The sequence below is a fragment of the Bacillus sp. FSL R10-2201 genome, from assembly GCF_038008665.1.
Lineage (GTDB): Bacteria > Bacillota > Bacilli > Bacillales > Bacillaceae_G > Bacillus_A > Bacillus_A mycoides.
On the sequence record NZ_JBBOZP010000001.1, the window covers coordinates 4473737 to 4497857 of the forward strand.

General features: G+C 37.4%; 28 protein-coding genes. 7 read left to right on the forward strand and 21 right to left on the reverse strand.

The genetic code is table 11. The features are described from left to right. Positions 1–104: 104 nt before the first annotated feature. Both NSQ69_RS23155 and trmB read right to left on the reverse strand, forming a co-directional pair. On the reverse strand, positions 105–959 hold the full coding sequence (locus NSQ69_RS23155) for a YtnP family quorum-quenching lactonase (RefSeq protein WP_098632350.1): 855 nt from the start codon (positions 957–959) through the stop codon (positions 105–107). 70 nt (positions 960–1029) lie between these two features. Beyond that, positions 1030–1683, reverse strand: coding sequence for a tRNA (guanosine(46)-N7)-methyltransferase TrmB (gene trmB / locus NSQ69_RS23160; RefSeq protein WP_002015624.1), 654 nt, complete (start codon positions 1681–1683; stop codon positions 1030–1032). Between the two features lie 232 nt (positions 1684–1915). Here trmB and NSQ69_RS23165 point away from each other — a divergent pair, with 232 nt between their 5' ends. Beyond that, positions 1916–2194, forward strand: coding sequence for a YtzH-like family protein (locus NSQ69_RS23165; RefSeq protein WP_002015625.1), 279 nt, complete (start codon positions 1916–1918; stop codon positions 2192–2194). A 3-nt stretch (positions 2195–2197) separates the two neighbouring features. Here the strand turns inward: NSQ69_RS23165 and NSQ69_RS23170 are convergent, their stop codons facing one another. The 4 genes from NSQ69_RS23170 to pepV form a co-directional block, all read right to left on the reverse strand. Beyond that, complete coding sequence (locus NSQ69_RS23170; RefSeq protein ID WP_002034382.1) at positions 2198–2995, reverse strand: phosphotransferase family protein; 798 nt, start codon at positions 2993–2995, stop codon at positions 2198–2200. Between the two features lie 245 nt (positions 2996–3240). Then, positions 3241–5382, reverse strand: a complete 2142-nt coding sequence (pulA, locus tag NSQ69_RS23175) for a type I pullulanase (protein ID WP_002129461.1) — start codon at positions 5380–5382, stop codon at positions 3241–3243. 288 nt (positions 5383–5670) lie between these two features. Next, on the reverse strand, positions 5671–6216 hold the full coding sequence (gene thpR / locus NSQ69_RS23180; RefSeq protein ID WP_002129462.1) for an RNA 2',3'-cyclic phosphodiesterase: 546 nt from the start codon (positions 6214–6216) through the stop codon (positions 5671–5673). Positions 6217–6319: 103 nt separating this feature from the next. After that, positions 6320–7726, reverse strand: a complete 1407-nt coding sequence (pepV, locus tag NSQ69_RS23185; protein WP_002089051.1) for a dipeptidase PepV — start codon at positions 7724–7726, stop codon at positions 6320–6322. A 357-nt stretch (positions 7727–8083) separates the two neighbouring features. Here pepV and NSQ69_RS23190 point away from each other — a divergent pair, with 357 nt between their 5' ends. Continuing rightward, positions 8084–8305 (forward strand): DeoR family transcriptional regulator, encoded by a 222-nt coding sequence (locus tag NSQ69_RS23190; protein ID WP_000805512.1) that lies wholly within the window; start codon positions 8084–8086, stop codon positions 8303–8305. Positions 8306–8387: 82 nt separating this feature from the next. Here NSQ69_RS23190 and NSQ69_RS23195 read toward each other — a convergent pair whose 3' ends face one another. Both NSQ69_RS23195 and NSQ69_RS23200 read right to left on the reverse strand, forming a co-directional pair. Continuing rightward, positions 8388–9116, reverse strand: a complete 729-nt coding sequence (locus tag NSQ69_RS23195) for a pseudouridine synthase (RefSeq protein WP_002034388.1) — start codon at positions 9114–9116, stop codon at positions 8388–8390. 41 nt (positions 9117–9157) lie between these two features. Continuing rightward, the gene (locus NSQ69_RS23200; protein WP_002129465.1) at positions 9158–10810 is read right to left on the reverse strand and encodes a putative polysaccharide biosynthesis protein; all 1653 of its coding nucleotides are present in this window, start codon (positions 10808–10810) and stop codon (positions 9158–9160) included. A gap of 283 nt (positions 10811–11093) precedes the next feature. On the opposite strand from NSQ69_RS23200, the gene NSQ69_RS23205 reads away from it, so the two are divergent. Together NSQ69_RS23205 and NSQ69_RS23210 are read left to right on the forward strand one after the other, a co-directional pair. Continuing rightward, entirely contained in the window at positions 11094–12365 is a 1272-nt protein-coding gene (locus NSQ69_RS23205; RefSeq protein ID WP_002129466.1) for a BaiN/RdsA family NAD(P)/FAD-dependent oxidoreductase, read from the forward strand. 212 nt (positions 12366–12577) lie between these two features. Then, positions 12578–14020, forward strand: coding sequence for an MDR family MFS transporter (locus NSQ69_RS23210; protein WP_002112346.1), 1443 nt, complete (start codon positions 12578–12580; stop codon positions 14018–14020). A 40-nt stretch (positions 14021–14060) separates the two neighbouring features. Here NSQ69_RS23210 and NSQ69_RS23215 read toward each other — a convergent pair whose 3' ends face one another. Both NSQ69_RS23215 and NSQ69_RS23220 read right to left on the reverse strand, forming a co-directional pair. Then, entirely contained in the window at positions 14061–14384 is a 324-nt protein-coding gene (locus tag NSQ69_RS23215; protein ID WP_002015665.1) for an ArsR/SmtB family transcription factor, read from the reverse strand. Next, on the reverse strand, positions 14385–14816 hold the full coding sequence (locus NSQ69_RS23220) for an SRPBCC family protein (RefSeq protein ID WP_002015664.1): 432 nt from the start codon (positions 14814–14816) through the stop codon (positions 14385–14387). 424 nt (positions 14817–15240) lie between these two features. Here NSQ69_RS23220 and NSQ69_RS23225 point away from each other — a divergent pair, with 424 nt between their 5' ends. Further along, positions 15241–15468 carry a DUF3973 domain-containing protein gene (locus NSQ69_RS23225; protein WP_341099713.1) on the forward strand — a complete coding sequence of 76 codons (228 nt, stop codon included), beginning with the start codon at positions 15241–15243 and terminating at the stop codon, positions 15466–15468. Between the two features lie 34 nt (positions 15469–15502). Here NSQ69_RS23225 and NSQ69_RS23230 read toward each other — a convergent pair whose 3' ends face one another. Continuing rightward, positions 15503–15685, reverse strand: coding sequence for a sporulation protein Cse60 (locus NSQ69_RS23230; protein WP_000621751.1), 183 nt, complete (start codon positions 15683–15685; stop codon positions 15503–15505). A 1-nt stretch (position 15686) separates the two neighbouring features. Continuing rightward, positions 15687–15923, reverse strand: a complete 237-nt coding sequence (locus NSQ69_RS23235) for a DUF2553 family protein (protein WP_002089059.1) — start codon at positions 15921–15923, stop codon at positions 15687–15689. Between the two features lie 280 nt (positions 15924–16203). On the opposite strand from NSQ69_RS23235, the gene NSQ69_RS23240 reads away from it, so the two are divergent. Then, positions 16204–16683 (forward strand): CarD family transcriptional regulator, encoded by a 480-nt coding sequence (locus tag NSQ69_RS23240; RefSeq protein ID WP_002143447.1) that lies wholly within the window; start codon positions 16204–16206, stop codon positions 16681–16683. A 74-nt stretch (positions 16684–16757) separates the two neighbouring features. On the opposite strand, the gene NSQ69_RS23245 is transcribed toward NSQ69_RS23240, so the two are convergent. The 7 genes from NSQ69_RS23245 to NSQ69_RS23275 all read right to left on the reverse strand — a co-directional run bounded on the left by NSQ69_RS23245 (position 16758) and on the right by NSQ69_RS23275 (position 21440). Beyond that, positions 16758–17543, reverse strand: coding sequence for a glucose 1-dehydrogenase (locus NSQ69_RS23245; protein ID WP_341099715.1), 786 nt, complete (start codon positions 17541–17543; stop codon positions 16758–16760). Positions 17544–17555: 12 nt separating this feature from the next. Further along, positions 17556–18413, reverse strand: a complete 858-nt coding sequence (glcU, locus tag NSQ69_RS23250) for a glucose uptake protein GlcU (protein ID WP_341099717.1) — start codon at positions 18411–18413, stop codon at positions 17556–17558. Positions 18414–18446: 33 nt separating this feature from the next. After that, complete coding sequence (locus NSQ69_RS23255; protein WP_002089063.1) at positions 18447–18869, reverse strand: DUF3888 domain-containing protein; 423 nt, start codon at positions 18867–18869, stop codon at positions 18447–18449. Between the two features lie 99 nt (positions 18870–18968). Further along, the gene (gene moaD / locus NSQ69_RS23260; RefSeq protein WP_002089064.1) at positions 18969–19202 is read right to left on the reverse strand and encodes a molybdopterin converting factor subunit 1; all 234 of its coding nucleotides are present in this window, start codon (positions 19200–19202) and stop codon (positions 18969–18971) included. A gap of 2 nt (positions 19203–19204) precedes the next feature. Continuing rightward, positions 19205–19669, reverse strand: coding sequence for a molybdopterin synthase catalytic subunit MoaE (gene moaE / locus NSQ69_RS23265; RefSeq protein WP_341099718.1), 465 nt, complete (start codon positions 19667–19669; stop codon positions 19205–19207). Then, complete coding sequence (mobB, locus tag NSQ69_RS23270; protein WP_002164943.1) at positions 19666–20187, reverse strand: molybdopterin-guanine dinucleotide biosynthesis protein B; 522 nt, start codon at positions 20185–20187, stop codon at positions 19666–19668. The genes moaE and mobB overlap by 4 nt, the downstream gene beginning before the upstream one ends. Then, a complete protein-coding gene (locus tag NSQ69_RS23275) occupies positions 20151–21440 on the reverse strand; it encodes a molybdopterin molybdotransferase MoeA (RefSeq protein WP_341099719.1) in 1290 nt (429 codons plus the stop codon). The genes mobB and NSQ69_RS23275 overlap by 37 nt, the downstream gene beginning before the upstream one ends. 83 nt (positions 21441–21523) lie before the next feature. On the opposite strand from NSQ69_RS23275, the gene moaC reads away from it, so the two are divergent. Continuing rightward, positions 21524–22009, forward strand: coding sequence for a cyclic pyranopterin monophosphate synthase MoaC (gene moaC / locus NSQ69_RS23280; protein WP_002129484.1), 486 nt, complete (start codon positions 21524–21526; stop codon positions 22007–22009). Between the two features lie 42 nt (positions 22010–22051). Here the strand turns inward: moaC and NSQ69_RS23285 are convergent, their stop codons facing one another. Both NSQ69_RS23285 and moaA read right to left on the reverse strand, forming a co-directional pair. Continuing rightward, positions 22052–23065, reverse strand: a complete 1014-nt coding sequence (locus NSQ69_RS23285) for a molybdopterin-synthase adenylyltransferase MoeB (protein ID WP_002067678.1) — start codon at positions 23063–23065, stop codon at positions 22052–22054. A 16-nt stretch (positions 23066–23081) separates the two neighbouring features. Then, positions 23082–24095, reverse strand: a complete 1014-nt coding sequence (moaA, locus tag NSQ69_RS23290) for a GTP 3',8-cyclase MoaA (RefSeq protein ID WP_002129486.1) — start codon at positions 24093–24095, stop codon at positions 23082–23084. Positions 24096–24121: the final 26 nt, after the last annotated feature.

Genomic DNA, 24121 nt, shown 5'->3' on the forward strand with positions numbered 1-24121 from the left:
CTCTTTTTTTTTAGAATTACCAACAAAAGCTGATAATAACAGCAATACATAATAAGTGGAGATTGTTCCAATAAATATTTTTGGACACCTTCCTCTTATTAATATTAAGCTTCTATATTTGTTTGTCTCTCTATTTTCTCCACTATATGCCCTTCCTCATTCCACTTTACTGCACGGTAATATGCATCATGATAAAAAGTAAACCACGCCTCTTTTTCAGCACCATACTTCATCCACTTTTGTTTATGTTCAATCGATGTCATTGGATAGTCATCGTATGCCATTACCCATAATACATTTTGATGTGCATGCGTCGGTAAAATGTCCGCTAAATGAAGCATCGTTTCACCCTGACTTTCAAGGATGACAACGGCATGTCCATCGCTATGACCACCCGTATGCACCATCTTTATTTCATCCGTAATTTCTATTTCTTTCCTGAACGTAACAATCTTATCAACGATTGGCTCCCAATTTTCCTTCCAATATGTATTACGCGATCTAACATTCGGATTTTTCATTTCATTCCATTCAGTCTCACTTACATAAATCGTTGCGTTCGGAAACGCCGGAACAAGGTGATTTCCCTCCCATTTTGTTAAACCAGATGCATGGTCAAAATGAAGATGCGTCATTAAGACGTAATGAATATCTTCAGTATACAGTCCCAATTTTTCCAAAGATTCCTTAACTGATGATTCTTCTGTTACACCTTGATTTCGCTTCATTTTCTCATTCAATTTACCATTCCCTATCCCTGAATCAATAAGTATGTTTCCTTCTTTCGTTTGTAAGAGTAACGGATCTGTTCGTAAATAAATATGATTTGTATCATTATGTTTATATTTTCGTGACCAAAGTATTTTTGGCACAACTCCAAACATCGCGCCTCCATCTAAATGTGTATTCCCACCTTTTAGCCACGTCACTTTTATATTTCCAATTTGTAACTGTTCCATATCCCATCCCCCTTTTTCATTTAATTTTAACATAATATTCCGATTATTTTTCATATAAAAAACCTATGCATTACTGCATAGGCTCCGTACGATATTTTGCTTCAACTCGATAAATACGATGACCTTTACTAGAAAATTTCTCTTCGTATTCTGTCATAATGTTTCCTTCATAATCACTATTATGAAGATCTAGGCTAAGGTAAGTTAATAACATACCATACTCAGCCATACTCATAATAGAATATTCAAATAAACCTTGGTTATCAGTTTTGAAATGAATTTCTCCGCCATCTACTAACACTTCTTCATAATTGCGTAAAAATGTTTTATACGTTAAACGACGCTTCGTATGACGATTCTTCGGCCATGGATCTGAGAAGTTTAAATAAACGCGGTCAATTTCACCTTTCGCAAAGAAAACTGTTAAATCTTCAGCATCTTTATTAATTAACTTTAAGTTCGGTACTTCTTCTTCAATTAATTTATCAAGTGCATCTACAACAACACTTGTGAATTTTTCAATTCCAATATAGTTAATATGCGGATTTGCTTTTGCCATATCATACATGAAGCGGCCACGTCCTGTACCTACTTCAATATGAATTGGCTGTTCATTTCCAAATATTTCTTTCCAGTTACCAGCGCTCTCCTCTGGGTTTCCAATTACGATATGTGAATACTCATTAATTCGATCCATTGCATAAGGCTTATGTCTTAAACGCATAGATGTCTCCCTCTCTTTACAAAACTATTTTAAAGGAAAAATTCCTTCTTTCTGTTTTAATCAATCTATCAAACAAAAAACCAAGTACGTACGAGCACTCGGTCCGTTTCTTTCAAGTATAAGATGTACCATTTTGATAAAAACTACATAAAGCATTAAACATTCCATGACGAAACAGCTTTTTCTCTTACATTTCTAGGGAGAGAAAAACACTCGAAAGGATGATCCGTTCATGCCAATTAATCAACAGCATCAATTAGAAGTGTTAAAAGATATTTTAATCAACCATCAAAGTGATTGCTGCGGGACAGTTTCTGAATGCGAGCAATTAGAGCGACTCATTCAATCGTTACTCGCAAACGATAGTATAAGTAGTGACACTAAAGTAATGCTAAACGATGTATATTCTTATAGTCAATCGGGTAAATCTTCCTCTAATTTGGACAACCATATTTCCAATAATCAAGAACAACTTACTCAGTGGATTGCTGGAATGGACAATTTTTCTTAAGTATTATTCTGAAGCAAGTAGTTGCTGTAAATATTGATGCCAATATTTAGCTTCTGCTTGCTGCTTTTTTGTTGTGTGCCATTGCATAGATAAAATCGTTTGTGCTATCACATACCATCTCATACGCCTAAGCAATGATTCATCTAGTTCAATCTCATAATATCCGAGCCACTCACTCCATTCATGGCGCGGAACATACCAATATAATAACATACCAAGATCTAAAGCTGGGTCAGCAATAACAGCCCCATCCCAATCAATTAAAAACAATTCATCTTCGTCCGACAATATCCAATTGTTATGGTTTACATCACAATGGCATACAACGAATTCATTGTACTCAATATCTTTTAATGACTCCGTTAAATATTGCAGGCCTTGCTGAATTGTTTCATCAACTCTTATATCTCCTCTTAAAACGAGCTGTAATTGTTGTAATAACTCTTGCGCATGAAGCGGCTGCTTTCCTAGCCTTTGAATCATCTGCACAAGCGCTTTAGAGGAGTGTATTTTCTTCAAAAGTTTTGCAACACGTTCTAGTTTCATATCCTCTGGCTCTAACTTCTGTCCCGGAAGCCATTTTTGAGCAGAAATTACATCACCGTTCGTTACCCTTCTTGTCCAAAGTAATTTTGGAACAATTCCTTCTGCTGACAATACCGCTAAAAAGGGCGATGTATTCCGCTTTAAAAATAACTTTTGTTGTCCGTTTTGCGCAATATATGCATCGCCCGTTACTCCACCAGCCGGTATAAGACTCCACTCTTTTCCTAATAATTGTTCCAACCATTCCATATTCATTACCCGTTAACAAATCCTTATCTTTTATAGTTATGAAAAGAAAAACCGCAACATTTCTACGCATGTTGTGGATTCATATATTTTACTGTATTTGAATGAAAAAACTTGGCATAAGCCGAAAACAGGATAAATCACCTGTTCTTCTAGTTTATTTTACAAAATCAATCATAGAATGACAACTTATGAAAATCGTCACCTTTGTCAATTCTACATTTATTACATTCTCATCGTCAAGTAGCGATTTGTCACATTATCGTCAATATATACGTGCTAATTGGAGCCAATTGAAGTTCCTTTCCTCTAAATGAAGAAATTGGCTCTATTTTCGCTTGCTTTTCGTTTACTAACACATGCCACGTTTCTTCTTTTGGAAGCTGCACCGTTTTAGCTTCTAAACCGCTATTAAATAAAACTACAATCTCTTTCCACGGTCCAAATAATTCTACATGCTCTAGGTGGTATGCCAGTACTTCTGTAGATGTTTGCAAAAAAGTCATATGCTTTTTTATAAGGTCCGCATTTTGTAATCGGAATGCCCCGTGCCCTTTGCGAATCGCAATTAACCCTTTTATATAGTTAACGGTCTCCATCTCTTTCTCTTTTTGATCCCAATCTAATTGATTAATTTCATCATTTGCATTATAGCTATTTTCGTTCCCTTGCTTCGTACGATAAAACTCTTGCCCCGCATGTAAGAAAGGAATCCCTTGTGAAAGAATAACCATTGCGGTTGCTAAACGATGACGCCTTTTCAAAATTTCTTCTGATTCTGGATTACTTTGCACTAGTTTATCCCACATCGTCATATTGTCATGACATTCTACATAGTTGATGCTTTGTACTGGCTCTAGGAACAATCCTGTTTCTTTCATACTTAAAAGGCTACCAGCTACTATATACTGCAAATGATTACAGTCTACATGCCCACCAAATGCAAAGCCACGTTTATTTATATTAAAAGTACTTCCTTTTATTCCATCACGAAATTGATCATTAAACTGTGCGATACATAGCATTTTATTCGCATTATTTAACGTCGCTTTCTCTTCAAGAGGAAGCGGTGTTTGCAAATCCCATCCTTCACCTAATAACAGCGCATCCTGCTTTATTTTTCGTACTTCTTTTTCTAATTCATTCATCGTTTCAACATCTAAAATTCCCATTAAATCAAATCGGAATCCATCAACATTGTATTCAGTAAGCCAATATAAAACAGATTCTATAATAAATTTCCTCATCATTTTCCGTTCAGATGCTATATCATTTCCAACTCCCGTCCCATTAGAAGGCATACCGTCTTCCCCATGACGAAAATAATATCCCGGGACAAGCTTCTCAAATGATGATAATTCTCTTTCATAAACATGATTATATACAACATCTATAATCACTCGAATGCCGTGATCATGAAATGTTTCAATTAGTTGTTTACACTCTACTATCCTGTTATATGGATCAGAAAGGTTTGTAACATAAAATCCTGTTGGTATATTGTAATATAACGGATTGTAGCCCCAATTATATGCGGAAGCAGGATTCACTTCATCTATACCACCAAAACAATGTAAAGGTAATAGTTCAACATGTGTAACGCCTAAATCTTTTATATAAGACAATCCTGTTAATGTCCCATTTCGCCCTACTGTCTCCTCTTCCATTAGCCCTTTATATGTCCCTTTCTTATTCACCCCACTGTTTGGGTGAATAGTAGCGTCACGAATATGCAGTTCATACAATATGGCATCTGTCATTGACTGTAATGGTGATAATTCTACTCGTTTTGTCACATTCGTTTTTTCCAAATCGATAACGACGCCGTATTTTCCATTTATCGTCGCAGACTTTGCATAAGGGTCAACCGCTTCGTTCCATATTAAATTAATACAAACAAGGAATGTATATCGTGCTCCATCATGATCACCTTGTAATGTATGAATCCACACTCCGTTTTCTTCTCTGTACATTTCATAATCAATATATTCTTTATCACTTTTATAAATCCGTACTTTCGCAAGCCTTGCAGTCGGAGCCCATACTTTAAATATTGTTTCTTCTTTTTTATACACAGCACCTAAGTCGGTACCTTCGTAATAATATTTTTCATCGAAAACTACTGTTCGAATCACAGCGCCTATTTGTAAATCTGTTTCTTCATTCCGTTCATCCCGTACTGTATAATACTTCCCCACATCTATCGGCTCTTCTATAAAGCATTCATACTTCGTTGCATCTGGAAGAGCAATAGTATGAACAATCGGTAACTCTTTCACATTGCTTCCTTCTTGTAAACGAAATGTCCGGCTTGTTCCATACGCATGCGGGAGCAAAATTGTAATTTTATTCATTTCATCTAAATAGGCATCAAATGGACGTTTTACTTTCAACATAAAAAATCACCATCATTCTCAAAATTAAAATAAAGTGAAACTTTAATCAATGGGAACGCTTTACTCCCACTGATTATTAGCCTTCACCAATTGGGCCTTTACGGGCAGTAGATCTCCCACCTAACTTCTTTGCTTCATCCTAATTTGGAGATGGGAGTCTTACTGCCCGCAAATAGGGGGGTGAAACGAGCTGCAAGTGATAAGGGTTTTCTTATCAGCGAAGCTCTATACAGTAACACATTATTCCCTATAGTATATTCACCTGTATAAAAAACGTTTTCATACATTCTATTTTTGTAGTTTTATTTCAGTAATCGATTTATACTTCGGCGTTTCCTTAACGTGAGATTCATACAAAGTAATCGTATCTGCTTGAAATGATGTTACAGGTAACTCTTTTACATTTGTCAGATCAAACACTTTTTCTCCTACCCATTTACGCGCAACAGTAATATGTGGATGATAAGGACGTGTATCTAGAGAGAAGCCATTTTCTTCACAAATTGTATGCACTTGCTTTTGTAAACTAAACAAATCTTGATTATCACTTATCCCCGCCCAAAATATACGCGGCTGGTCCACCTGTCCGAATGTAGAAAGTCCTTGTAACGTGAACGATAATTCCGTTTTTTCTGTAAGTGTTTGTAATCCATTCTTTATTCCTTCTAACTGTTCCTCTGTCGCACTTCCTAAAAATGAAAGGGTAATATGATAGTCTTCTTCATGTACCCACGAGCGAAATGTTAATTCATCCTTCATTTCCTCTTTATAATTAGAAAGAATTTCTTTTATATGACGTGGTAAAGTTACTGCGACAAAATAATGCGGCACCATCTACATCGTCTCCTTTATGTTATTGTTGCTTTTCTTCCTTATCTCATTCAGCTAAAAAGAATCCGCCCTCTAAAGTAGAGAGCGGTCATTATTTAAATATCTTTTATTTCGCTAATTCATGAATTGCCTGAGCATAAATCGCTGTCGCTTTTAATAAATCTTCAATTTCAATGTACTCATCTTTTTGATGCGCAAGTTCTTCTTTTCCTGGGAATAACGGGCCAAATGCAACACCAGCTTTCAATGAACGAGCATAAGTACCACCGCCAATTGCTAACAATTCAGCTTTTTCACCAGTTTGTTCTTCATATACACGTTGCAAAGTACGAATTAACGTATGATCTTTGTCAACGTGATGCGGGCGAGAGTTAGAATAATCCGCTACTTCAAATCCATGAGTACCAACATATTCTTTTAACTTTGCAATTGTTTCTTCAAAGTTAGTTGTAACTGGATAGCGTACATTTAATCCTAAATTACCACCGTTTTCTTGCGAGTAAGACAGGCGACCAACATTCACTGTTAACGGCCCGCTAATATCGTCTTTATAAGAAATACCAGCTTTTTCTCCAATAATATCACCTGTAAATGTTTCTGTTACAAACGAGGCAAATGAAGCCCCTTTTCCATCAAGAGAAACTTTCGTTAAGAAGTTTACCAATAATAAACCTGCATTTTCTCCCTTTTCCGGAGTAGATCCGTGAGCTGAAATCCCTTTGATTTGCAACGTCACCGTCTTTCCTTCTACAATTGCTTTACCTATTTTTTTAGCAGTTTGTAAATACTCTTCATATGCTACTGTAAGTGTATTTACATCTTCTCCTGTAATAACTGCTTCTGCAAAATCAGGAACCATATTTAAACGACGACCTGACTCAAATGAAATAAGCTTAAATGTGCCTTCTTTCTCTTCGCCACCACTTTGCACAACTTGTATGTCAGAAATTCCTTTTTCCGCATTAATAATCGGAAAATCTGCATCCGGCGCAAAACCGATTGTTGGCATTTCTTCATTTTTAAAATAATGATCTACACACTTCCAATTACTTTCCTCATCTGTTCCTAAAATCATACGAACACGTTTTGAAAGAGGTAAGCCTAATTCTTTAACGATTTTCATCGCATAATAAGCTGCCATCGTCGGCCCTTTATCATCAATTGCACCGCGTGCAAAAATCTTCCCGTCGCGAATATCCGCACTATACGCAGGCGTTGTCCAGCCATCTCCTTCTGGTACAACATCAACGTGACAAAGAATACCTACTAATTCTTCTCCTTGTCCCATTTCAAGATGACCTGCATATCCTTCTAAATTTTTAGAACAGAAACCTTCTGCTTCTCCTTTATGTAACATGAAAGATAAGGCTTTTTCTACACCTTCACCAAATGGTGCGCCCTCTTTCGCAGATTCTTCTTCCCATACACTTTTAATTTGTAAAAATTTTTGTGTATCACGAATTAAATCATCTTTTCGTTTTGTAACTTCTTCTGTCCAATTAATCGTCGACATTACGCATCCATCCTTCACTATATTGTCTCTTTCATCATAGCAAACGAAAATCTCTTATGCCATACATGAAAACCTAATAACGGACAATTGTAATATTTCAGATATTTCTTATTAGTTTTTCTTTTATTTTTTAAAAAAAATTTGCAGGAATTTGGCGTTTTACGTAGAAATTTATGAGTTAGTTGACTGACCAGACATACAATGTCAACTACCAATATTTTTCTATATGAATATTTGTTAAACTTTTGTAAAATTTAAGTAAGTTAAAGCATGAATTTTATCATGTAGAGTACAATGGTAGTAACGACCTTCTTTCCTGAATGGGGTCAAAAAAACTAGTAGAGGAGCGGTTTTCTCTTGAAACCTACAACTACTCGTATGCTAACACGCATTAAATCGATTTATATGTACATCAATGAAAACGGTACGGTAACAACGAAAGACCTTGTAGATGAGTTCGGGATCACACCGCGAACAATACAACGTGATCTAAATGTGTTGCAGTTTAATGAACTCGTGTATAGCCCTTGCCGCGGCAAGTGGACAACGACAGGAAAGAAAGTGAGAATGACCTCATAATAAAAAATAATTGTATGTAAATAAATACATACCCCTTTCTAACTCATTAGAAAGGGGTCTTTTCTATGCTCTGAAATTGGCATTACTTTTCGTTATCTACTTGATACGTCTTTAACATTTCTACTTCTTCATCTGTTAATTCACGATATTGCCCAAGTTCTAACTCTTCATCTAACATTAAAGGTCCCATCTCTGTTCTCTTTAAATAAACTACTTTTTTCCCTACCGCTTCAAACATACGCTTCACTTGATGGAATTTTCCTTCTGTAATAACGAGTTCAATCTCAGAAATATCATCACTTTTTAAAATTGTAAGTTCGCCTGGCTTCGTTTCATAGCCATCTTCTAAAATAACACCTTTAGCGAATTCTATTACATCCTCTTCCGTTACAACACCTGAAATGTGTGCATAATATTTTTTCGGCACATGCTTTTTCGGAGATAATAGTTGATGCGTTAACTTCCCATCATTTGTGATTAATAAGAAACCTTCTGTATCAATATCGAGCCTTCCAACAGGGAATGGATCGAAAATCGCATCTTCTAATTCTAATAAATCTATTACTGTTTCGTGGTTATCATCTTCTGTCGCTGAAATAACACCTTGTGGTTTATGCATCATTAAATAAACAAACTCTTTATATTCCACAACTTCACCGTGAATCATAACCTCTTGCTCTTCTACATTCACATGAAACTTCGCATCTTTCACTGGCGTTCCATCAATCTTCACAACGCCGTCTTTCAGTAATTTCTTTACTTCTTTTCTACTTCCGTGTCCCATATTCGCTAATAATTTATCTAATCTCATGTTCTTCACCTTCTTTATTTATCATAGAAAAGGGGACGTATTTACGCCCCTTTTGATTTCAACTTTATTTTGAATCTACTACCAAGTTTACGCTGGATTTTCTCTAAAGCTTCTCCGCCAAATACTCTTTCTAGTACTCCTGTGCGAATCGCTAACAATCCGTAAACAAGACCACCAATACCTGCACAAATCGCAACTGTAATAAGAGCACCAATACGGCCATCAGGCGAAATCATGAAGGATAGAAGCCATTGTGATAGTTTTACAGCAATAACCATTACAAGTGTTAAGACTGCAATTTGGAATGTTCTCTTATATACAACACCAAATGAATAGTGTGCGTGTTTTTTAATTTGTCTATTCGTATACCATACGGAAGCTAAGAAGCCGACTGCAGTAGCCAAAATCGCCCCAACTGTACCGAAATAACGAATAAAGATTACGTTACATGCAAATTTCAAAATAACACCCATCACAAGCGCAACAATCGCATGTTTCTGCTGGTTAATCCCTTGCAGAATTGCTGCTGTTACTGTGAATAAAGCGAATAACAATGCAACTGGCGCATACCACATTAATACTTGTCCACCTAGTGGGTCTGAATCGTAGAAAGCAGTGTAAATCGGATATGCAAGTGTAGAAATACCGACAACTGCTGGCAATGTTAAAAACATATTCGCCTGGAATGTTTGTGTAATTTGTAATTTCAAATAACGGTATTGCTTTTCAGTAAACGACTTTGTAATCGCTGGCACGAGCGTTAAACTAAACGCTGTTGCAAGTGATACTGGAATCATAATTAATTTATGCGTCCACATCGTGAAAATACCGAGTGCTCGCTCTGCGATATCTCCTTGGCCAATCGCCTGCATAATAGAGTTAAATGTCAATGTATCAATTTGTTGATATAAAGGAATTGTTAATCCAATTACAACGTAAGGGATTGCATATGCAAACAACTCTTTAAACAATTGAGCGGTACTTACCGTCGATTCTGGTACAGTTTGCTCAATTAAATATTGATCCAAATATTTTTTACGTTTTAACCAGTACCAAATTAATACGCCAAGTGCTCCAACTGCTGAAACGAACGCAGCGAATGTCGCAACCCCAACTGCCGTTGCTACTGTACCGCCAAGTACTTTAATAACGATGAAACTACCCGCTAATAAAAAGACGATACGAATAATTTGCTCAATAATTTGTGAAACCGTAGTCGGTCCCATCGATTGGTGGCCTTGGAAATAACCACGAATCAAACTTGCTGCCGGCACAACAATAAGCGCAAAACTTACGAGGCGAATAATCGTCGTAACTTCTTCTATCTTATTTTGTAAACTTTGTTTACCAAGCATTGCTTCTGCAAATAATGGTGCGGTCATGTACAGTACTAAGAAGGAAAGAACTCCTGTTACTATCATCATAACCATTCCCGAGCGGAACATTCTCCGGCTCGTTTTATAATCTCCAAGTGCATTATATTTGGAAACAAACTTAGAAACAGCAAGCGGCACTCCTGCCGTTGCGATACTTAAAAATATCGTATATGGAATGTATCCATATGTATAGAGCGTTCCGCCTTCTGTGCCTACTAATGCATGAAACGGAAAAACGTAAATCATGCCTAAGAACTTTACTAAAAATGTCCCTAACGTCACAATAAGCGTTCCGCGCAGAAATTTTGAATCGGACATACGAAAATCCTCCTACATCTACATAAAGTGAAACTATAATTAGTGGGAGACTCTCCTCCTACTAACCATTCAAGCATTTACAGGCTGCTTTAACTCCCTCTTTACTTCTCCAAAATCTTAAGGTAGTAGTCTTATTGCCCATAAATAGCAGGATAATGCTGAACTCTAACTTTTGTATTGTACCACAATTCTCCTCTTAAGCAGTACTTCACTCTATTTTTCTTTTAAGGGAAAACATGCTATTCTTTTAGGCAGGAAATGTAGAAAATGAGGTCGATATATTATGCATTATGATGTTATTGTCATCGGCGGCGGTCCTTCAGGGCTAATGGCTGCAATCGGTGCTGCTGAAGAAGGCGCAAGCGTCTTACTTCTTGATAAAGGAAATAAACTAGGACGTAAACTTGCGATTTCTGGTGGTGGTCGTTGTAACGTAACGAACCGTCTACCACTTGATGAAATCGTTAAACATATACCTGGAAATGGTCGCTTCTTATACAGTGCTTTTTCTATTTTCAGTAATGAAGATATTATTACATTCTTCGAAAATCTCGGTGTACAACTGAAAGAAGAGGATCATGGCCGCATGTTCCCAGTATCAAATAAAGCGCAATCTGTTGTAGATGCACTGTTAACACGATTAAAAGACTTAGGTGTGAAAATACGTACGAATACGCCTGTCGAAACGATTGAGTATGAAAACGGTCAAACGAAGGCTGTTATTCTGCAAACAGGTGAAGTGTTAGAAACGAATCACGTCGTTATCGCTGTTGGCGGAAAATCTGTTCCTCAAACTGGTTCTACTGGAGACGGATACGCTTGGGCTGAAAAAGCTGGGCATACAATTACAGAACTTTTCCCAACAGAAGTACCAATTCTTTCAAACGAACCGTTTATTCGTGACCGCACATTACAAGGTCTTGCTTTACGAGATGTAAACTTAAGTGTATTAAACCCGAAAGGAAAAGTTATCATTTCTCATAAAATGGACATGCTTTTCACTCACTTCGGCCTATCTGGTCCTGCTGCTCTTCGCTGTAGCCAATTCGTTGTGAAAGCGATGAAAAAGTTTAAAACGAACACAGTGCACATGAGTATCGATGCATTGCCAGAAGAAAATAGTGAGCAACTGTTCCAGCGCATGCTGAAACAAATGAAAGAAGATCCGAAAAAAGGAATTAAAAACGTTTTAAAAGGCTATGTTCCTGAACGTTACTTCCTATTCTTATTAGAAAAAAATGAAATTGACGGTAGCGAACAAGCTGGACAAGTTTCTCATGAGAAGATTCGCGCACTTGTGAAAGATTTTAAAGAATTTACCGTCCATGTAAATGGTACGCAGTCAATTGAAAAAGCATTCGTTACTGGCGGAGGGGTATCCGTTAAAGAAATTAACCCGAAAGAAATGGCTTCGAAATTCACGAATGGTTTATACTTCTGTGGAGAAGTTCTTGATATTCACGGTTATACTGGCGGCTATAACATTACATCTGCCCTTGTTACTGGCCGAATTGCCGGAACAACAGCAGGACAAAATTCAAAAATGCAATATTAAAGAAGAAACAGGGACTCCTGTTTCTTTTTTTAGTATGTTGAAATAGCAAAGTAATACACGAAATTATATCGGCGATACTTTAAATATGTCGACCGTTTCTTCAAAAATATCCCTTCCTCCTAACTTCCCATTGCTTTTTTGTTGCTTTATATACCTTAGTACCTTTATATTTTATATTGTTGAATATTCGAAAAAGGGTAAGGGGAAAACAAATGAGAAAAAAAGTCATGATGTCTTTAATGCTAATGACGTTTCTTTCTGCGGTAGAAGGAACGATTGTTAGTACAGCGATCCCTCGTATAACGAGTGATTTGTCAGGTGTCGAACTTGTTAGTTGGGTATATGCAATCTATATGCTTGCAACAGCTGTTTCGACTCCAATATACGGAAAGCTAGCTGATTTATTCGGCCGTAAAAAAGTTCTGCTCATCGGAGCAACAATCTTCTTAATCGGTTCTGCACTTTGCGGAGTCGTTACATCAATGGAACAATTAATCTTCTTCCGTGCTCTTCAAGGTATAGGGGCTGGTGCTGTTATGCCGATCACAATGACGATTATTGGAGATCTATATAGCGAAGCGAAAGACCGCGCGAAAGCACAAGGCTGGATGAGTGCCGTTTGGGGTGTATCTGGTGTTATTGGGCCGTTAGTAGGTGGATTTTTAGTCGATTCTCTTTCTTGGCGCTATATTTTCTTCTTAAACGTTCCTTTTGGAATTATCGCTTGCTTAATGTTTGCCACTTCTTATAAGGAATCTGTTAAGTCCGCCGCTAAGCAACATATCGACTATCTTGGTGCGACAGTTTTCTCATTAAGTACAATTGCTTTACTATACGCATTATTAACAGGTAGCAGTAAGCAAAACTGGGGAGACATTTCAATTATCGGCCTATTAATCTTTGCCGCTGTTTCATTCATTATTTTCTTATACATCGAGAAAAAGTCTCCGGAGCCATTAATTCCGCTAGCACTTTTCTCTAACCGTACATTATCTACAATAAACATACTAACACTTATTGCTGGCGCAATGATTATTAGTATTACAGTGTATCTTCCAATTTGGAGCCAAGGTGTTTTAGGAAAAAATGCGACAGAGGCTGGACTCATTTTAATGCCGATTCCTGTTATGTGGACATTCGGTGCTATGTTCTCCGGTAACTTAGTTGGCAAGTTACAAACGAAACAAATTATTTTACTTGGAGCTAGCATTTTATCAGTTGCTACTTTCTTATTATTTACATTATCAACAGATTCACCATCATTCCTTATTTATGTTGCAGTCGGATTATTCGGCTTAGGAATGGGGCTTGTTACACCAATTTACATGGTAACAATTCAAGCAGCTGTACCGGCCCATACGCGCGGAACGGCAGTTGGTTTAAATACATTTATTAATACATTTAGTCAAACACTAGGAGCTGCAATCTTCGGAACGATCTTCAATACGATGATTCATGCACGTGGCATTAAAAACCTTGATCTTGTTTCTTCTGGCGGACATGGAGGGGCTACAGCAAACGTAGCAACCGAGTCACAATCCGCATTAGCATCAAGTGTACACGTCATTTATATGAGCACTTTCGTATTAGCGGTATTCACATTAATTATCGCTTGGATCCTATTAAAGCCAGCTAAACAAACAAGTGAACAATAAAAAAAGGATGACCATTTTGGTCATCCTTTTTGCATAAAATCTACTCTTCATTCTCCACAATATGTTTAAGCACGGACAATTTATTATCCCAAAATCGTTCATAGTACGAGAGCCACTGCTGTAATTCCTCTAATGGTTCTGGGTGCAAACGATATATCTTCTCTCTTCCACTCTTTCTTCCACTCACTAAATTCGCTTCTGAAAGAATATGAAGGTGCTTTACAACTGCAGTACGGCTCATCGGAAAATGATCCGTTATTTTTGAAATTGGTAACTCTTTATCACTTAATAACCGTAACACTTCTCGGCGGGTTGGATCAGCAATTGCTTGAAATACATCATATTTCGCTGCTGACGAGGACACTTAACCTTCGACAACCTTTTTCAGTTTTTCATTTACAATCGCTACCCAGCCACCATTCATTCTATCGCGAATAATAGAGCTCTTCGCATTCGCTTTCGGAAGGATTTCATCAGGATGTTTCCAGCCGCCGTGAATTAACGTAAATTCTGTTTTATTATCTCCTAGGTCTTTCAAATTAAATGAAACAACCCAGCCATCTGTGTCCCATGAGAAAGATAAATAATTCGGCTCATCAATCTCTAACACTTTACATGGTGATGGTCCGAAAGGTGATTGCACATGAAACTCATGTCCTACCGCTAATTCGAAATCATTTGGCATAAACCATGACGCAATTCCTTCTGCAGTCGATACTACATTCCATACTTTTTGAATAGGCGCGTTAAAAACGATTGTTTGTTTAATATCATTTAATGTATTTTGTTGTTCCATTTTATATCTCCTTTATTCGGCATTAAAATATAACACCTTTTAGTTTCATATTAACAATATAACACCTTTTGGTTTCATGTCAAGAAAGACTCTTTTTCACTGTTGAGAAATTCTCAACATTTTTTCAACAGGACAAACACCCTCTCACCATTCCTTCATAATATACTCACAAAGGCAATGAAAAATAGAAAATTCCCTCAATATGAAACTCTATCACTCCTATTGAGAGAAGCGCCTAACTTATCTCATCTGTACTTCGTCTCTCCTCCTTCCCTCGGGGACAATACGCGAGATATGTAAAAATCAGAAGGAGTATGCCCGCCATTTGGGTAGGTAGTTATTTCTCTTCTCCTCAACATTTCCTTAGGAGCGAAATGACTACCGACCCACTTTTTCAAACAAAAATAAAAAGGAGATGAAAGCTATGTTCTATTGCATTAACTGTTCTGAAATTCACCATGAAAAACACCCGAATGATAAAGTTTTTAAAAACGGTTTTTATATTGATCCATTTTTAGGTGGTCGTTATCACCTTGGTATGTGTACAGATGCCCAAAACCATGAAACAGGGGCGCCTCTTTTAGCGACAAAGAAATTAGGCACAACTCAATCTATTATGAACGTATTACCGACACATGTTGTCCCAACATAAAACATAAAAAAGAGCTGGCTCACCCAGCTCTTTTTTATGCTTTATAAACGATCATTGCTGAAAAACAATAAATTTGGTTTTCGTCATCGTTAATAGAAACACCGACTTGGTACTTAATATCTACAAAGTTACTATCATCAATTTTTTTCAAAAATACATTTACAGCGTCTTCTAAGTCTTTTTCATGACTTTCATCAAACACTTTCACACGAATCATGTTAACACCATCCTAGATCGCAGCCCTCCGCCGCTTGTTTATTGCCACGGTGCGTATCTATGATGCGATAAAACTTTCCATCTTCATATATATATCCGTCTTCTAACACATATTGTTTATCTTCAGTATAGACATAAAACTTACCTATCATAAACTTACTCGTATATAATTCCAAATAATCTTGCCTAAATTTAGCTACAACTTTATTTGTAATATCAATTCTAATTGTGCGCCCCACCTTCTCTCCCTCCCTTGCAAAGAACGGATTTAGGTATATTGTATTAGCGATTTTATATTTTATGCTTAAAAATAAGTGGATATGCCCTCTTTCTGCGCCTGTACTATTTTTCTAAAAAAATTCCCCCTATTTATTCAACTTATAAGAGCAAAAAAACAAACAAAAAAACGACTTTTATATATTGACTACAGTATATCAGATGTGATATTATATAAAATTTGACATTTTTATCCTGGTATGTTATCATTAAAAGTAGTTACCACATACGGAGGTGGATGATTTGTTTCAAATTGGTGATAAAATCGTTTATCCAATGCACGGTGCAGGAATCATCGAAGCAATTGAAGAGAAAGAAATATTAGGCACTACGCGTCAATATTGTGTTATACGCATCATTAGTAAAGATATGCAAGTAATGCTTCCGATAAATCAATTACAAAAATCAGGTATACGTTATATCGTCGATAAAGGTACGTTAGATGGTATACTTCTTGAATTTCATCATGGGGAATCAGACCCCTCACTCTCTTGGAAACAAAGATATACAATGAATATGGAAAAAATGAAGAACGGCAATCTTCAAGATAGTGCAGAAGTTGTTCGTGATTTACTTCGTCGCAATAAAGAAAGAGCATTAAATGCGAGCGAAAAACAAATGCTAGATAATGCGCGTAAAATGGTTATTAGTGAAGTTGCGCTCGTACAGAATGTTTCAGAACATCAAGCAACAGAATTTCTTCAAGATACAATCAATCATTAATTTTAAAAATAGCCGACCGCTATTTTTTTTTGCGTAAAAAAGGCCAAAGAGTTAAATCTCTTTGGCTTTTCATATTACCCACGCCCCGCTTGAAACGCTGGGTATAGAGTCATTCCACCATCTGCAAATAACGTAATTCCAGTTACGTAACTTGCCTCTGCTGAAGCGAGCCACGTTGCTACTGCTGCGATTTCTTCAGGTTTTCCAATGTACCCCATTGGAATCATACTTTCTACGTCGTCACGTTTTTTCGGGTCAGCAAATTTTTCAGCATTAATTGGCGTATTAATTGCACCAGGACCAATATTATTTACCCGAATACCTTTTGGTGCATATTCTAACGCTAACGTTTCTGTCATAAGCTTAATCCCTCCCTTACTAGCCGCATAATGCACAAATAATGGCCACGGGATTTTTTCATGAACACTAGACATATTAATAACCGAACCTTTAATATCGTGTTCCACAAAATATTTAATCGCTTCACGACTTCCTAAAAAAGCACCTGTTAAATTTGTATGAATTACTTTATTCCAATCCTCTAACGGCATTTCATGCGAGGGTACCGCGTTTTCTATCCCTGCATTATTAATCATAACGTCGAGCGTACCAAACTCTTTCACAGCAGATTGAATGAGGTTCACAACATCTGCCTCGACCGTCACATCACCTTTTACAGCAATCGCTTCTCCACCTACCTTTTTTATTTCTTCTAATACATCGTTCGCTTCTGACTCTCTTGAGCGATAGTTAATAACAACTTTCGCCTTCTCTTTAGCAAATCTTACTCCCATGGCTCTTCCAAGACCAGTTGCTGATCCTGTAATAACGACGACTTTCCCTTCTAAATCGCTATACATTTTAATACCTCCTTAACCTTTCGCAATCCCCAGCATAATTCCAGCTGCAATGATAAAAACGATACCAATAACAATCCCAATTAATTGACGCTTCGTTTTCCTTTCACCTAACATAAAAATCCCGCCAAGCGTCGAAATAATAATTCCCATTTGTGAAAGGGAAAAGCTTGTTGCGACCCCAACTCTTGGCTGCGAAATGAATAAAAACATATTTCCAGCTGCCCAAATCAATCCTGGAAGAATATTTCGAATCGCATATTTATTGAATGGATGATGTTTAAATGTGAGTAAAATCCCGCCTAATACCATACCGACCGCTTGTGGTAATAAAGCCGACCAACCGTTCACGTTAAATAACCGGATAACTACTACGTAAACTAAATAACCGACTGTTGAAATTAATAAAATAATAATTCCTTTTTTAAAATTTCCTGCTTGCTCTGCATTCTTCTCTTCTTTACTTTGAAGCGATGTTAAAATAACCCCGATAATAATACAAACGAGCGCCAAAACTCCAAGAACGACCGATATCGTCGTTGACCATTCATGAAACACGATAACCCCAAATAATGTTGTTGCGACTAATTGAAGCCCTGTTGAAATCGGCATCGTTCTAGAAACACCCATTAAATCAATACTTTTTAATTGATTCGCTTGACCAAGTGCCCAAAATAAGCCAGATACAATTCCAACTCCAATAACGGTCGGAGTTAATACCGGCTTCATAAAAATATAAACAACAATTGAGAAGATAAGTGCACCGAACGTTGTACCGAGCGTTTGACTATACGGTCCCCCACCCAGTTTCACGTTAAATAGTACAATACTCCCCCAAAATATAGCTGGTAAAATCGCTAAAAGTATATCCATCGCTCATTACCTTTCTCTACAAAATGTCATAGGTTATCGCTCTAAATCATTAGAGTGAGCTTTTATTTTTTCGTTTTTTCGTGCACAAATCTTTTCTACAATAGCACCAGAAACATTCTTTTCTCGCTCCACTTTCTTTATCTTTATGTGATCTAAATTGTCTTCCAAAGTAAGTGTAACTTTATCATTCGGCGGATTATGTGCCCCTTGAAATGTAAGAAATTGTATCGTAACTTCAAACCTAGGAACAAACTCATCTTTCTTGCCTAGACGCTTTATATTTGTAACTGAGTCACATTCATATTGATCTTCTGTCACTTGCCTTATAACCGAGTAATATCGATTCAGTAACGCACTTTCTAAAAGCTGTTCCGTCGATTCCTTTGCCAAAGAATTGCTTGGAGAAAAGAAAAAAACAGAACATATCATTGCAATCATTACACATATCTTTTTCATAACTTCCTCCTTTTCCTATAAGATAGTGTTCTCCAAAATGCCATAAAAAAACGACTTTCCCTATTTAGGAAAGTCGTTTTTTATAGCATAAATCCAATATTAACCACCACTCACTGGTGGTATTAGTGCAACTACATCACCAGTGTGTATCGTGTCATCTTCATTTGCGTACTCTTCATTAATCGCAACCATAATTGGCGCTGACACTGGTACATTATATTCTTTCGCAACAATATCTTTTAACTCTGCAACAGTAATATTTTCTTTCTCTATTTGTAATTCACTCGTTCCTGCTTCTTCTTGCAAGTTCGCAAATAACAATACTCGAATCATATTTATAACTCCTTCCCAGGCTCTCCTGCTGGATATGGTGTTTTTTCTAATTGGTCACCAATCCATGAGTCACCATCTTCCCAAAACTCCTTTTTCCAAATTGGAACAATTTGCTTAATACGCTCCATAATATATTCATTCGCTTCATAAGCCTCTTTGCGATGAGGCGTTGATACAGCAACAACAACCGCTATATCAGAAATTTGCAGCGTGCCGATGCGATGCGTAATCGCAACATGTGTACCGGGCCACTTCTCCTTCACTTCTGACCCAATTTTCTGCAGCATTTTTTCTGCCATCGTCTTATAAGCTACATACTCTAAGTATAGTGTACGATGCCCTTTCGTAAACTCCCTAACTGTCCCGATAAATGTTGTAACAGCACCACATTCACGGCGAACTACTTTCTTTGTCACCTCTTCAATCGAGATTTCTGTATCAATTACTTCATAATACGTATTTATCATTTTGCACCCCTAGCCGTTTGTAAAAACCAGTCTATATACAATTTTTCTTCTGTTATATGAAATACTTTATATTCTTCTCGTACATTTGACGAAGCATCATACCACGTAATAACTGCCGCTATATTTTCTACTTTATGTAAAAGTTCAGCGTCTTCCGCAGAACGAAGTAACACTACTTTCGGATAGTTCTCAGCTTTATAGCCCTCTATTAAAATCGTATCTACTTCAAAAAATTCGTACAAGCGGATAATTTCTTGCAAGGACCATTCATCTCGCAAAGAGGACAAAGATAGTAATCCGGCACCTTCTACACTACTTACTACAGCACCAGCTTTTCTGTGTCTTTCACTATCTTTTTGCGCTACTTCAGGAAAGCCCCCGTGACCATGATGTTTAATTGTAGCAACCTTCATTTCTCTTTCAGTTAATGCATGCACCATCTTCTCTACAAGTGTTGTTTTCCCGCTATTTTGATACCCTACTATTTGTAAGATTGAAGAGGCTTTGTCCACGGCCAATCACTTCCCTCAGAGCATTCTAACAATAATACAGACACTTTCATTCCTGCTTCAAATCCTCTCGTTCCTCCAGGCAGCACGATAAAAGCATTTGCATCCGCAAGTGAAGAGACTGCACTCGATTTATCTAAACCGACTGGCATCGCTTGTAGTGCCCCATTAACAATACTCGCTTTTGCTCTTACAAAACGAGTAAACGGATTTGGTTTCGGGAAATCTTTTTGTAAAATAGCATCAGTTCTATATACGTGAGGCTCCTTCACATGCAAATACGTTTTCATAATTGGATGCACAAATAATTCGAAACCTACATAACAAGCTGACGGATTACCTGATAAACCAAAGAGTAGCTTTCCATCAACTTCAGCTACTGTCGTTACACTCCCCGGTCTCATCGCTATTTTATTAAAGAGTACATTCGCCTGTAACCTTTCATAAATAGCTGGCAAATAGTCGTAATCCCCTACTGAAACACCGCCCGTTGTAATTAAAATATCAACCTCATCCATCGCTGATTTAACAGCTGTAAAACATGCATCTAACTCATCGGCAAGTTGTCCATAGTAACGCACTTTCCCGCCAGCTTTCATAATTTGAGCGGCAATCATGTAAGAGTTACTATTTCTAATTTTCCCTGGCTCTAACGCCTCATGCACTTCTAGTAATTCACTTCCTGTCGTTACAATACCGACAACAGGCTGTTTTACAACTTTCACAGTGCTATATCCAAACGTCGCTAATAATGCGGCAACACCTGGATTGATTACAACACCTTTCTTAACGAGGACTTGATTTTGTTTTATATCTTCTCCTTTAAATGACACATTGTCACCGTTTTGGAAAGGACGTTTTAGCTTCATATATATACTTTCGTTCCTCTCGAATCCTTCCGTCAGTTCTAGCATTACGACTGCATTGCAATCTTCTGGAATAGCTGCTCCTGTCATAATACGAACCGCCTGAAAAGCCCCTACTTCTTCTGTAAAAACAGATCCTGCTCCGATCTCTCCTATTACTTCAAATTCAATCGGCTGCTCTTGACTCGCTTCCTTCGTGTCTTCTGCTCGAATTGCGAAACCATCGTAAGGAGAACGATCAAAGTGAGGAACGTCGTGATCTGAGACAACATCCTCTCCAAGAATCCTCCCATAACTTTCTGTAATAGAAACTTCTTCTACTTCACCATGCTTAGCATATTTCATAACCCGCTCTACAGCCTCAGCAACTTGAATCGGGATTCGTTTTTCTACCATTGTTTCTCACCTCATATTTGCAAAATATCTAATCTCGATTACACTTTATATATTAAATCGCAATTACTTCAAGGAGGAATTCCATGTCTTCATTCACACATTTCAACGACCAAGGGCGCGCTAAAATGGTTGATATAAGTGACAAAAAAATAACCGTTCGAACAGCAATAGCATGCTCTAGCATTCTCGTTACAAAAGAAATTTTTGATAAAATCTCACGCAATGAAATTGGTAAAGGTGACGTATTAGCCGTCGCACAAATCGCAGGTATTATGGCTGCAAAACGTACTTCTGATATTATCCCAATGTGCCATCCTTTATTATTAAAAGGTGTTGACGTCTCTTTCGATTGGAAACAGTCAGAAGAACAGTATCGGCTACTTATTGAAGTAAAAGTTAAAACAGAAGGTAGTACCGGCGTTGAGATGGAAGCTTTAACAGCCGCTTCCGCTACCGCTCTTACTGTATATGACATGTGTAAAGCCGTTGATAAAGGTATGATTATTGGCGAAACGTACTTACTTGAAAAAACGGGCGGAAAAAATGGAGATTATATTAGAAATTCTTAATCCTACCTTTTCCATTTGAACCTAAAGGATTCCCCTTTAGGTTCAACCTATATATCTTGCATATAGTCGTTTCGCAACATTCATATCATTCGTACCATGAATAAACGCCCTGCCATCTGTAAATAAAACAAAACGATATTCTTCCACTGGAAATGATAATAAATACGGCGTTGCTTTTACATCCACACTTTTTTGTAAGCGCTTTTTAATTTCTTCTAAATTAAAACCCTGACGCACACCTGGACGGATTTGAACTGTATTTCGCCCACATAATACTTCTGTTTTCGTTTGTGCTTCAAATGTTAAACTCGGATATGTACGTAACTTTCCACAGGATAAACATGTATCCTTTTTCTGCCTATTCACTTTAAATGCCATCTGTTGATTATTCCAAAGATCAAATGATAGCATCGTTTCACGAAGTGCCTCAAAATCTTCTACTAATATTTTCAAGGCTTCCGTTATTTGATGTGCAACTACTAATTGCACTGCTGGCTGTATAATACCGGCCGTATCACATGTCGCTCCGCTCGCCGGATGTTCCATTAAACATCGAAAACACGGCGTTTTTCCTGGCAAGATTGTATAAGTTACTCCGTAACTTCCAACACATCCTCCGTATATCCATGGAACGTTATACATCTGGGATATATCATTAATAAGAAGGCGCGTTTCAAAATTGTCTGTCGCATCTAATATTAAATCTACACCTTTAATTAACTCTTCCATTTCTTGCACCGTTACATCAGTCACAACCGGTACAATTTCTACTTCGGAATTAATTGCCTTTAAATGTTCTGCTGCCGCTATTGCTTTCGGCTTATAATGCTTCGCATCTTCTTCTGTATATAATTGTTGCCTTTGTAAATTACTCCATTCTACATAATCACGATCCGCAATTGTAATTTTTCCAACACCTGCTCTAACAATTGCTTCTGCATTCGCTGCTCCGAGCGCACCAGCACCGATGACGAGCACGTGCTTCCCTCTTATTTTCCGTTGCCCTTCTTCCCCAACACCAGAAAATAACATTTGTCTTGAATATCGCTCTTGCATACGACATCCCCCTTTCTTATCCTCCTATATAAGACATTTCAATTTTCGGACGATTTTTCGCACTTTCTTCTGTCCGTTCATCTGAATATCGATCTTTTCTATTCTCCCATACATATTGTATAGCTTTTAATAACTCATTATCCGAAAGGTTTTCCCTGAGAAGTTTCCTTAAATCCATTCCTTCTGTCGCAAACAAGCAAGTATAAAACTTTCCATCTGCCGAAATTCTTGCTCTCGTACAAGAAGAACAAAATGACTCAGAAACGGAGGTAATAAAACCAACCTCTACATTCGTTCCAACGTATCGATACCGCTTCGCAACCTCACCAAAATAATGAGCTTCAGCTGGCTCAATTGGATACACCCCATGAATCATATCAATTAATTCTCGTTTCGTAATAACTTGATCAAAATTCCATCCATTCGTACTGCCAACATCCATAAACTCAATAAATCTAAGCGTGATTCCTTGTTCTTTAAAATACGTAGCAACCGGAAGTACTTGATGATCATTCATTCCTTTTTTTACAACCATATTTACTTTCACTTCAAGGCCTGCTTCTTTCGCTGCCATAATTCCTTTTAACACTGGCTTCGTATTCATATTCCGGCCATTAATTGCGCGGAACACATTATCATCTATCGCATCCAAACTAACATTTACTCGGTGTAACCCAGCTTCTTTTAACGCCTTCGCTTGCTTCGTTAAATGAATCGCATTTGTCGTTAATCCTATATCTACTAAACCGTCAATTTTCACGAGACGTTCGATAAGTTTTGCTAAGTCCTTACGGAGCAAGGGTTCGCCACCAGTAAGTCTAATTTTCCGTACACCGATGCTAACAAATACTTTTGCTAATCGCTCTATTTCATCAAATGTCAGTAAAAACTCATCTTTCAAAAAAGCATAATCAGGACCAAACACTTCGGCTGGCATACAATACGTACACCGTAAATTACAACGATCAATGACAGAGATGCGTAAATCTTGAAGTGGGCGTCCGAAAAAATCTTTAACCTTCTCCTGCATCGCCACTCTCCCTTTCTGCCAAATTT